Origin of the sequence: Empedobacter sp. UBA7248 (assembly GCF_002472945.1) — a bacterium.
In the GTDB taxonomy this organism is placed as follows: domain Bacteria; phylum Bacteroidota; class Bacteroidia; order Flavobacteriales; family Weeksellaceae; genus Empedobacter; species Empedobacter falsenii_C.
Map to the genome: position 1 here is coordinate 123,339 of NZ_DKSU01000007.1, position 11,452 is coordinate 134,790.

The 11,452-nt window shown below is 31.6% G+C and carries 11 protein-coding genes and 2 tRNA genes; 5 read left to right on the forward strand and 8 right to left on the reverse strand.

The window, feature by feature from the left end; genetic code table 11:
• Positions 1-23: 23 nt before the first annotated feature.
• Entirely contained in the window at positions 24-1,529 is a 1,506-nt protein-coding gene (locus B4A23_RS06230) for an NAD(P)H-hydrate dehydratase (protein ID WP_291118145.1), read from the forward strand.
• A 22-nt stretch (positions 1,530-1,551) separates the two neighbouring features.
• On the opposite strand, the gene B4A23_RS06235 is transcribed toward B4A23_RS06230, so the two are convergent.
• Together B4A23_RS06235 and B4A23_RS06240 are read right to left on the reverse strand one after the other, a co-directional pair.
• Positions 1,552-2,061 carry a MepB family protein gene (locus B4A23_RS06235; RefSeq protein ID WP_291118148.1) on the reverse strand — a complete coding sequence of 170 codons (510 nt, stop codon included), beginning with the start codon at positions 2,059-2,061 and terminating at the stop codon, positions 1,552-1,554.
• On the reverse strand, positions 2,062-3,129 hold the full coding sequence (locus B4A23_RS06240) for an ABC transporter substrate-binding protein (protein ID WP_291118151.1): 1,068 nt from the start codon (positions 3,127-3,129) through the stop codon (positions 2,062-2,064).
• A 190-nt stretch (positions 3,130-3,319) separates the two neighbouring features.
• Here B4A23_RS06240 and B4A23_RS06245 point away from each other — a divergent pair.
• Positions 3,320-3,393, forward strand: a tRNA-Arg gene (locus B4A23_RS06245).
• A gap of 108 nt (positions 3,394-3,501) precedes the next feature.
• Here the strand turns inward: B4A23_RS06245 and der are convergent.
• The 4 genes from der to B4A23_RS06265 all read right to left on the reverse strand — a co-directional run bounded on the left by der (position 3,502) and on the right by B4A23_RS06265 (position 5,915).
• Positions 3,502-4,809, reverse strand: a complete 1,308-nt coding sequence (gene der, locus B4A23_RS06250; RefSeq protein WP_291118154.1) for a ribosome biogenesis GTPase Der — start codon at positions 4,807-4,809, stop codon at positions 3,502-3,504.
• A 103-nt stretch (positions 4,810-4,912) separates the two neighbouring features.
• A complete protein-coding gene (locus tag B4A23_RS06255) occupies positions 4,913-5,341 on the reverse strand; it encodes an adenylyltransferase/cytidyltransferase family protein (protein ID WP_180905607.1) in 429 nt (142 codons plus the stop codon).
• Positions 5,342-5,376: 35 nt separating this feature from the next.
• Positions 5,377-5,727, reverse strand: coding sequence for a phosphomannose isomerase type II C-terminal cupin domain (locus B4A23_RS06260; RefSeq protein WP_038336510.1), 351 nt, complete (start codon positions 5,725-5,727; stop codon positions 5,377-5,379).
• Positions 5,728-5,839: 112 nt separating this feature from the next.
• A tRNA-Phe gene (locus tag B4A23_RS06265) sits at positions 5,840-5,915 on the reverse strand.
• Between the two features lie 132 nt (positions 5,916-6,047).
• Here B4A23_RS06265 and cls point away from each other — a divergent pair.
• Both cls and B4A23_RS06275 read left to right on the forward strand, forming a co-directional pair.
• On the forward strand, positions 6,048-7,538 hold the full coding sequence (gene cls, locus B4A23_RS06270; protein ID WP_291118157.1) for a cardiolipin synthase: 1,491 nt from the start codon (positions 6,048-6,050) through the stop codon (positions 7,536-7,538).
• Positions 7,539-7,572: 34 nt separating this feature from the next.
• Positions 7,573-7,716, forward strand: coding sequence for a hypothetical protein (locus B4A23_RS06275; protein ID WP_286512524.1), 144 nt, complete (start codon positions 7,573-7,575; stop codon positions 7,714-7,716).
• A 42-nt stretch (positions 7,717-7,758) separates the two neighbouring features.
• On the opposite strand, the gene B4A23_RS06280 is transcribed toward B4A23_RS06275, so the two are convergent.
• Positions 7,759-8,397, reverse strand: coding sequence for an HdeD family acid-resistance protein (locus B4A23_RS06280; protein WP_291118161.1), 639 nt, complete (start codon positions 8,395-8,397; stop codon positions 7,759-7,761).
• A gap of 174 nt (positions 8,398-8,571) precedes the next feature.
• Here B4A23_RS06280 and B4A23_RS06285 point away from each other — a divergent pair, with 174 nt between their 5' ends.
• Positions 8,572-9,897 (forward strand): hydroxymethylglutaryl-CoA synthase family protein, encoded by a 1,326-nt coding sequence (locus tag B4A23_RS06285; protein WP_291118164.1) that lies wholly within the window; start codon positions 8,572-8,574, stop codon positions 9,895-9,897.
• Positions 9,898-9,930: 33 nt separating this feature from the next.
• On the opposite strand, the gene B4A23_RS06290 is transcribed toward B4A23_RS06285, so the two are convergent.
• Entirely contained in the window at positions 9,931-11,355 is a 1,425-nt protein-coding gene (locus B4A23_RS06290) for an MATE family efflux transporter (RefSeq protein ID WP_291118167.1), read from the reverse strand.
• Positions 11,356-11,452: the final 97 nt, after the last annotated feature.

The window sequence follows — 11,452 nt, forward strand, 5'->3', positions numbered from 1 at the left end:
CTTTATGTAAACAAATGTTATTCATGAAAATACTCAATTCAAAACAGATAAAAGAATGGGATCAATTAACGATCAAACATCAAAATATATCCTCTTGGGATTTGATGGAGCGAGCTGTATTGAAATTGACTGAAAATATAGTGAATGATATTCCATCTAAAGAATCACCAATAATTATTTTTTGTGGAAAAGGAAATAATGGAGGAGATGGATTAGGAGTTGCAAGAGAATTGAAAAAATTAGGCTATAAAACGTTGATTTATATTTTGAAATCAGAGAATTATAGCGAAGATAATTTAAAGAATCAACAACTTTTGAGTTCTAATGATTTACATTTTTTTAATTTGAATGAAGAATTACAACTTCCTGAAAATTCAGTTATTATCGATGCTATTTTCGGAATTGGAATTAATCAACCTTTGCATGATGATTGGAATTCAATCTTCAATCAAATAGAAAAGTCAAATCCGACGCAAATTATCTCGATAGATTTGCCTTCTGGTTTTATTGCTGATTTTCCTATGCAAAAATATTTTCCGTGTTGTAAATCAAATAAAACATATACTTTTCAGGTTCCTAAATTAGGTTTATTATTTCCTGAAAATAAAATTTACACCGATGAATTTATTTCGTTAGATATTGGATTAGAACAAAATGTGAGTAATGAATTTGAGACAGATTATTATTTTATACAGAAAAATGATGTTCAGAAACTTTTAAAGAAACCAAGTAAGTTTTCGCACAAAGGTACATTTGGTCATACGTTGATAATTGGGGGAAGTTTAGGAAAAATAGGTTCAATTGTTTTAAGCACAAAAGCAGCCTTGAAGACGGGTAGTGGTTTGGTAACGACTTATACTCCTCAATGTGGATTAAATATTTTGCAAACAAATTTGATAGAATCAATGAGTTTGGTTGATGATTCAGAAAAACAAATTGAACATTTTCCTGAGATAAAAATTTATCAAGGAGTTGCTGTTGGAATGGGAATGGGACAACACCCAACTACAGAAGTAAATTTTATCAATTGGATTAAGAATCAACAACAACCTTTGGTGATTGATGCTGATGCATTAAATTGTTTAGCTAAACAGAAAGATTGTTTTACGTTGATTCCTCAAAATTCAGTTTTAACACCGCATCCAAAAGAGTTACAACGTTTAATTGGAGAATGGGAAAATGATTTTGAGAAATTAGAAAAAGTTAAAAAACTTGCTCTTTTTCATCAATTGACCTTTATTATAAAAGGTTTTTATACTGCAGTTATTACATCCGATGGTAAAACTTATTTCAATTCGACAGGTAATTGGGGAATGGCAACTGCTGGATCTGGAGATACGTTGAGTGGAATTATTGCGTCGTTAATTGGACAAGGTTATAATTCATCAGAAGCTTCAATTTTAGGTGTTTATTTACATGGATTGTCTGGAGATTTGGCTGTAAATAAAATTCATCCACATAGTTTAATTGCGTCAAATATTAGTGATTTTATTAGTGAAGCTTATTTTTATTTGGATTCGAATTTTTGAAAAAATAACAAAAAAACGGAACTCAATTTGAATTCCGTTTTTTGTTGAATATCTTTTCTAACTTGGTTTTGTCAATTTGTTGATTATTGACTTCTACGAAATAATCTTGTTGCCAATTTTGAGTTTTCTCCGCTTGTTTATTTTCAGGTTTTACCCAATTCGGATAAACTCTAAAACCTCTTTTTCCTTCTTTTTTAATTGAGGTCAAAATATTCTTTTCAATTAAAATTGATTTCGGAAAAATATAAAAACCTAGTTTTGAGTCTTCTTCTGTAGCAATAATGTAATAATCAAATACATCATTTTCGTCGAAAGGTTCGGTTTGTTTAGCTGTATTTCGTTTCCATAACGTTACAAATTGACCAACTTTTTTAGGCGTAATTTTCGCTTTTCTAAATTTGAATGATAATTCTTTCACTTCGAAATTATAACCTATATATTCGTCACATTCTGCATCTTTTTGAAGAGTTGAAATGGATAAATTCATTGGTTTTAGAACAAAATATTCGAATTTTTGAATAATTTCAGTCATTTATTTCAATTGTTGATAAAAGTATAAATCATAAGTTGGAAATAAATTTGGATAGAAAATTTTTCCTAAATCATTCAAAATAATATCTGGGCGAAGAATTCCTTGTTCAAAATAATCATTCGAACCTTTTGCATTCATACGTTTGTTGTAAGCGTATACATTTCCTTTCTTAAACGCATCAAACCACGCATAATTTGGATAAGAAGCTTTCATTTCTGCCAAAGAATTCACGTTTGTTACATTGATCCAATAATTTGCAGATTTTCCAGCTGTATAAACTTCTTCAAATGTTAAGCTCAAACTATTTTCACCTGTTTTATTCTTGAAAATATAATTTCCTTTCGCGTCGTCAATCAATTTTGCTTGCAACAAATCATTTGTCGGAACGTACCAAATATCGCCATACATTGTATTAACAATTGTAGAAACATTACCTTGTGCTTTGGTTTGAATGATATTTTTGATTGAATCGTAATTATTTTTAACCGTTTCTACGCGTTTTTCAGCTTCTGTATCTTTTCCGAATAATTTTCCGAAAACCTTCAAATACTCAACTTGTCCCATTGGATTTTGCTCTTTGTATTCATCCAAATACAATACTTTTATCCCATTTTGTTCCAATTGTTGATGATATTTTGCCAAAACAGGATTTGAATTTGCAATAATCAATTGAGGTTTATTTTTTAAGATGATTTCTGTGAATAATTCGTTCGAATTTCCAACTTTTAAGATTGATTTATTCGCGATTCCTTCAGCAATTTTAGGATTGTAAATAAAATCAGCATCACAAACTCCTTTGATTAAATCAAGACTTCCTAATTGATCTAAAAACGTCACAGCAGACGAAGTTTCTACCATCACAGTTTTGATTGGCAAGTCTTTTTTATCAAATGAAATCGTATTTCCAGAAGATTTTATCGTGATTGTTTCGTTGTTTTCTTCGATAGAAATATTTTTCGCAAACTGAAAAGTTGTATTTTCTTGTTCGGTTTTAACAGCTTCTTTCGACTGTTTACAACTACTAACGGCAAGAAGAATGAATGAACTTAGAATTAATTTTTTAATCATTTTGGATTGAATTTATCGGAAGCAAGTTAAGAATTCTGCCAAAATCATAAAAAAATATTTTTGTAAGCGATTGATACGTTGTAAATTAAATTATTGTTAAAAATTTTTCTCGAAAAGCTTAGGTTTTTACGATAAAAGTGCTGTATATTTGCATTCGAAATAAGGGAAAATACTTTCAATTATTTCAAACGGCCGAGTGGCGCAACTGAATAGCGCACTTGATTACGGCTCAAGAGGTTACAGGTTTGAATCCTGTCTCGGTCACAAAAATGCTCAGCGTCAATCGTTGAGCTTTTTTTATGAATGTTAAATTCTATTGTTATCAATAAAAAAGTCCATCTACAAATTGTAAATGGACTTTTTGGATTTTTATTATTTCTTTCTGAAGTAAACTTCAACTGGAACTCCTTCAAAATTAAATTCCTTTCTCAATTGATTTTCAATAAATCGTTTGTAAGGATCTCTAATATATTGCGGCAAGTTACAGAAAAACGCAAATTGAGGCGTTTTTGTAGGTAACTGCGTTACATATTTGATTTTGATGTATTTTCCTTTTACTGCAGGTGGAGGTGTAATCTCGATAATCGGTAACAAAGTTTCGTTTAACTTACTTGTTTTGATACGACGACTACGATTCTCGTAAACTTCGATAAATGTATCAACAGCTTTCAAGACACGTTGTTTTGTAAGAGCCGAGATAAACAACACAGGAACGTCTGTAAAAGGCGCAATACGTTTTAGAATAGCATCTTTGTATTCTTTCATTGTATTGGTTTCTTTTTCCAATAAATCCCATTTGTTGATTAAGATGACAACACCTTTTCGGTTACGTTCTGCTAAATAAAGAATGTTCAAATCCTGTGCTTCAATTCCACGTTCTGCATCAATTACCAAGACACAAACGTCACATTCTTCGATTGCACGAACCGAACGCATCACAGAATAAAATTCTAAATCTTCGCTAACTTTCCCTTTTTTACGCATTCCAGCAGTGTCTACCAAAACAAATTCGTGTCCAAATTTATTGTACAACGTTTCGATAGAATCACGTGTTGTTCCTGCGATATCTGTTACAATATTACGTTCTTCACCTAATAATGCATTGATTAATGTAGATTTTCCAGCATTTGGACGACCTACGATCGTAATTTTAGGTAAACCTTCGAATGGATCAATGTGTTCTTCTTCTGTAAAACAATCTACCACATCATCCAATAATTCACCTGTTCCACTTCCGCTCATTGCAGCGATTGTGTACATTTTTTCGAATCCTAAGTTATAAAACTCATAAGAATCGTCTAAATTTTTGTTGGTATCGACCTTATTCACAACTAAGAATGTAGGCTTCTTAGTGCGTCTTAAAAGGTTGCCAACTTCCTTATCCATATCCGTTAAACCAATTTGATTGTCTACCATGAACAAAATTACATTTGCTTCATCAATAGCTAATTCAACTTGCTTGCGGATCTCTTCTTCAAAGGTATCATCTGAACCAACGACATACCCTCCGGTATCGATTACGGTAAACTCTTTTCCATTCCAATCAGATTTTCCATAATGACGATCACGTGTAACACCAGAAGTGTCATCAACGATAGCTTGTCTTTTTTGGATCATTCTGTTGAAGAACGTAGATTTACCAACGTTTGGTCTTCCTACAATTGCAACTATATTTGACATTTTGCAAAGGTATAATTTTTAGAATTATTTTTTACATTAATTTTTTGATTGAGAAAGTATTGTAAATAAAAAAGGTTAGATAAACTCTAACCTTACTCAATTTTTATTTTACAACTTTAAGAAGTTCTTTTTCAGCAACCACTTTTCTAAGGCCAGAACTTGAGAAACGGTGATCTCTTGAATTGTAATACAATTCGATTCCTTTTTCTTCACAATATTTACGTCCTGTGAAGTTTTTGTCTTGGTATTCAATGCCCAAAATACGAACATCAATTTTGAAAGATCTCAAAACATCTTCCAAATCTTCTTCAGTTGCATAAGGTACAATTTCGTCAACAAATTTGCAGCCTTTTAACTGAATGTAGCGTTCTACAACAGTTTGTGTTGGTTTATTTTTTTCAGGTCGATCTAATGTTGGATCTGTTTGTAAACCTACAATCAAATAATCGCAATGTTGTTTTGCGTCTTCCAGCATTTTGATATGCCCAGCATGGAGCAAATCAAAAGCACTAAATGTAATTCCGATTTTCATAGTCAATTAGTTTAGTATTTTATAGTTAGTTTTTGTTAATCTTCAGATGATCGGTTGTAATCATCTTCAATGCGAATGATGTCTTCCTCCCCAAAATACGTACCATGTTGAACTTCGATAAAAATTAATGTCTCATTACCTATGTTCTGAATACGATGTTTTGCTTTTAATGGAATAATAACGACTTCTCCCGCCTTGTATTCATATTCTTTATCATCAAGTGTCACCATTGCAGTTCCTTGAACAATTGTCCAAACTTCCGCACGATGATTGTGGTATTGGTAAGACAAACGTCCTCCAACATTCACTTCTATTCTTTTTAATTTATATATATCGGTGTCTTCTAATACATAGTAAGAACCCCAAGGTCTATTTCCTATTTCCATGTTTTATGCAATTTACGGAATATTTAGATACAACTCTAAAATACTCGATGAATAAATTGTTATGTTCATTCAAAAAAAAAACCTCAAACACATGCTTGAGGTTTTATAAATGTGGTGGTGCCTCCAGGAATCGAACCAGGGACACAAGGATTTTCAGTCCTTTGCTCTACCAACTGAGCTAAGGCACCGTCATTTTGGATTGCAAATATAAGAAGGTTTATTTATCATTTCCAAAATTATTTTTAAATATTTTCTGTTAATTTTTTAAGCAGTTGATTTTTATTCATTTATTTTTATAAAAAATTACGAATCGGTAACAAATGGAATGGTCAATCACACTTTTGCACATATGGAATTTTATCAAAGAATGGTATTGGGTTCCGCTTACAATCCTTTATATAATGGTGATTGCTACTATTTTGATCGAAAATCGAAACCCAACCAAAACAATAGCATGGATACTAGTGATTGTTTTTCTACCGTTTATTGGAATAATCTTATATTTTTTCTTTGGACAGAAATTTAAAAAAGATGAATTTTTTAAACGAATAGATAAGAATCATCAAAAAATCATCAATGAAAAATGGGCTGAAATGGATCAATTTGTTCAAGATGATTTAGAGAAAGTAAATGCAAGAATTGGTTCGTTGTCGCAGGTTTATCGTTATTTAAATAATGCAAGAGTTGCTTATCCTGCAACAAATAATAAAGTAAAGTTGTTGACAAATGGAGAAGAAAAATTTCCTCTTTTTTTGGAAGCTTTACGAGAAGCGAAAGATCATATTCATCTCGAATATTATATTTTTGATGAAGATCATATCGGAAATGAAATCATTGATATTCTGATTGAAAAAGCTAAAAATGGAGTAGAAGTTCGCGTAACTGCGGATGATTTTGGTTCGCCAAAACTGAATAAACATCAATCAAGATTCGATGGAACAGGTGTGGAATTTCAAACATTTTTGCCTGTTCGATTTTCGTCTTTGGCGAATTCTAATTACCGTAATCACCGCAAAATTTTGATTGTTGATGGCAAAAAAGCATTTGTAGGCGGAATTAACATTAGTGATAAATACATTAATCAAAATGGTGTAATAAGCCCAAATAATAAGGTTTATTGGCGTGATACTTCTGTGATGATTGAAGGAGATTCTATCAATAGTTTGCAATTGCATTTTTACTTAAATTGGATGATGACGGAAGGCAAAAAGTATAATATTTCTGATCCAAAATATTTTTATTCATCTCAAGAAAATAACGATTTATCAACAGTTAGTTTTGGACTCTCTTCACCAGGAAGTGATTTACATTCGGCTATGGAAGCGATGGTTTTGGCAATTACTTTGGCGAAAAAGAAAGTGCAATTGTGCACGCCATATTTTATACCAAGTGACGAATTTAAGACAGCGATGATGATTGCCGTCTCGAGCGGAGTAGAAGTGGAGTTGATTATTCCTAAAAAAGGCGATTCTATTGTAGTACAACAAGCGTCATTATCGTTTCTAAAGCCTTTGATGAAACGTGGTATAAAAGTGTATTTGTATGAAAAAGGATTTATTCACGCCAAAACAATTACGGTCGATGACAAATTGGCTTTTATTGGAACAGTGAATTTAGATTATCGTAGTTTCATGATTAATTTCGAGATTACTTCGGTGATTGAAAATGTAACGTTATTACAACAAATGAGTGTTCAATTTGATAGAGATAAAGAGGATTCAGAATTATTAACTATTGAAAAATGGGAAAATAAACCTTGGTATAACCGCGCGTTTGCATCGATTTGTAGATTATTAGCACCGATATTGTAAATATTTATTATATTTAATTTTAAATCAAGGTAATATGAAAAAGCCATCTTTGTTATCAATTGGAAAAATTGCTATAGGTGCAGTTTTTGCATATGGTTTCCTAAATTTTATAGATCAACCAGATGTTATGATTGAATCTTTTAAAACTGGATTTTTAGAAGGAATCTTAGGAAAATAAAATAAAAACCTCCACTTCAATTAAAGTGGAGGTTTTTGTTTTTTATTGATTTTTAAAATCTTCGATTTCTTTTCTAATTTCTTCATATCGATTTCTCAAATCGTCTGAAATATTATTCGGGATATCTTTAATTTTCTTCAACTGTAATGAAATAAAAATCGCAAATAATCCGGTAGAAATAACCGCTAATCCTAGCCATGCAACAGCTGTTAAACCTGCTAATTGTGGTTTTGATAATAAAATAAGCGAAATAACTAATCCTACAATTGCTAAAAATAACGAAACACCCCAATCTCTTACACCATAATTTTTTAGGTCGAAAGCATAACTAATTCCAGAAATTGAACGGAATAATACTAAAAATCCAACATAATAAGCAAAAACTTCTAAGCTTAAAATAGGATTAACAACTAACATAAATCCGACAATTGCAGTGATAATTCCGTAAGTTAATGTCCAGCCCCAACTATCAATTTCATCTTTGTTCGAAATCGAAAAAATGATTTCCGAAATTCCAGAAAATAAAAAAGATACAGCAAAAAATACTGAAAGTGCAACATACGATGCAGTTGGAAAAGCGAATGTATAAATTCCAAGTCCAACGAATAATAATCCTATGATTAATAAAATCCACCAATATTTGACAGAATTTTTGATTGATTTGTAAAAAGTACGAGCCATTTTGAAAAAAAATATTTAAAATTATAGACTTAAAATTAAGAAATATTCTAATTAAACCTCTATTTTTTTGTTTTTTTATAATGATTATTGATTTCTTAAAATTCAGGATTTATTTCATGCCAGTTAAAAATTAAAATACGCTTAACTTTGAAGTTCGCTTAAAAAATAACGAAAATGAAGTATGGAATTGAGGCGGCTTCTATCTACGTTCCGCATATATATTTGCCAATAAAAGATTTAGCAATTCAGCGCAATATTGATCCTGATAAACTTGAAATTGGTTTGGGTTTAAAGAAAATGGCTGTTTTGGATGTTCACGAAGATACAGCAACGATTGCTGCGAATGCTTTGTTGAAATTGATTACTGATTTTAATATTAATCCAAATAAAATCGGACGAATTTATTTAGGAACAGAAAGTGCTTTGGATGGAGCAAAACCAACGGCAACTTATGCGGTTCAGTTGGTGGAATCTGTTTTGGCAAATCAATTTGGAGAACGTCCTTTCAAACACACAGATGTTGTGGATATGACGTTTGCGTGCGTGGGTGGAGTAGATGCAATGCACAATTCTATTGATTATGTTCGTGTAAATCCAACTAAAAAGGCGATTGTAATTGCGGCAGATTATGCAAAATATGGATTAGAATCGACGGGAGAATATACACAAGGTGCTGGTGCAGTAGCGATGTTAATTTCGAATCAACCAGATTTGATTGCGTTTGATAACAATTGGGGAATTGGAATGGAATCTGTTTTTGATTTCTTCAAGCCTCGTCAATCAACTTCTGATGCAACGATTTTAAATGCTTTAGGAACAACAAAATCTGAAATCGAAATCTTTTCTGATGAACCAGTTTTCGAAGGTCAATATTCTAACGAATGTTATAAGAATAGAGTAAGAGAAGCTTATTTTGATTTTAAAGAAAAAGCTGCTGTTGAAGGTAAATTGTACGAAAATTGGCGATATATTGCTTTTCACTTGCCTTATGCCTTTCAAGGAAAAAGAATGTTTTCGGATGTTTTTGCATTAGAAAATGGTCAAGATAATTCGAATGATAATTTGAAAGTTGTTTCAAAATCGGATGAATATAAAGCTTTAATCAAAGAAAAAGTAGAACCAACTCAACGTGCTTCTTCGGAGATCGGAAATATGTACACAGCTTCTGTTTTCACGGCATTTTTATCGGCTTTACAAGTGAGTGCTGATAATGATGAAGAGTTGAATGGACAAACTGTTGGATTTATTGCCTATGGTTCTGGATCTAAATCGAAAGTTTTTCAAGGACAAATTGGTAAAGGTTGGAAAAATGTGATGAATAAAATGGATTTGTTCAATTATTTGAATCAAAGAGAAGCTATTTCTTTTGAACAATACCAAGATCTACACAATAAAAATCTGAAAACATCTATTAATGATTTGAAAGGATTTGCCTTAGATCGCATTGAAACTGAAATTCCAGATTTGAAAGGTGCAAGATATTATACTTTTAAAGGATAAAATATAAAAAAATCGCTCATTTGAGCGATTTTTTTATACTATTTTCTGCTTCCATTTCCCTCGTTTAAAGAGAATAAATGCTAAAATTGCAATAAACGTTTCCGAAACAGGAATTGCTATAAAAACGCCTTCTTCTTTTAGGTTGAAATGATACGTTAATACATACGCTAATGGAATTTGGAATAACCAAAATCCAACAAAATTGATAATCGTTGGCGTCATCGTATCTCCAGCGCCGTTAAAAGCATTCATCATTACCATTCCAATTCCGTATAATAAAAAACCAGTTGCAAGAATGTACATTCCCTCTTTTGCAACGATTTTGATATGTTCTTCTGTTGTAAAAATTGAGACTAAATAATTGCTTAATCCATAGAAAATAACACTTACAATCAACATGTAAATGATGTTAAATTTCATGGTCATAAGGACTGATTTTTCTGCTTTTTCGGGATCTTTATTTCCTAAGTTTTGACCAACTAAAGTTGCCGCAGCATTACTCAATCCCCAAGCAGGTAACATAAAAAACATCATCAATCGTAAAGCAGTTTGATAACCAGACGATGCAATTTCTCCACCAGATTGAGCAACAATTCGAGCGAGAATAATCCAACTACAACTTGCAATAATGTATTGTACAATAGCAGGAACTGCAATTTTTACAATATTGATAATGAGTTTAGATTTTGGAAGGAAATAGCTCCATTTAATTTGAATTAATGAATCTTTTTTCGTTAAACAATACAATTGATAAACCACACCACCACTTCTACCAATCGCAGTAGCTAAGGCTGCTCCTTCTAACCCCATTTCAGGAAAAAAGAACCATCCGCGAACAAGAATTGGACATAGAATAATATTGATTCCGTTGGCTAACCATAAACTTTTCATCGCAATTGCTGCATTTCCAGCTCCACGAAAAATTCCATTAATCAAGAATAATAATACAATTGATAAACAACTTGCCATCATTATTTTAGTGAAATTCTTCCCATATTCTGCGGCTTGTTCGGTTGAGCCCATCCAAATCAATAAATCTTTGGCGAATATAAACCCGAAAATACTCAACAGAATTGTAATGATAATCGATAATAAAATTGCTTGCGAAGCACTTTCCGAAGCTTTTTCGGGTTTCTTTTCACCAATTCTTCGTGCAATAATGGCAGTTGCAGCCATACTTATTCCGATTGAAATTGAATAAACAATTGTTAATAAAGATTCTGTAAGACCAACGGTTTGTATGGCGAAAGCGCTTTCTTTTAAATGTCCTACAAAATATAAATCGACCAATGCAAAGACAGATTCCATCACCATTTCGAACATCATCGGAATTGCTAATAGAAATACTGATTTTTTGATTGGTAACGCGGTTAAATCTAAGTTTTCGCTTGAAAAAGATTGTTTTATTAATGAAAAAATAGACCCAATTTTGGCTGTTAAAGACTTTTCTACAGTCATTTTTTTGGTTTTAAAAAATTAAAAATACTTGATAAATTTTTAAATCAAAATGAATTTAACGTTAAGTTGCCGCGAAGTTTTAAATATTCATTTCAAT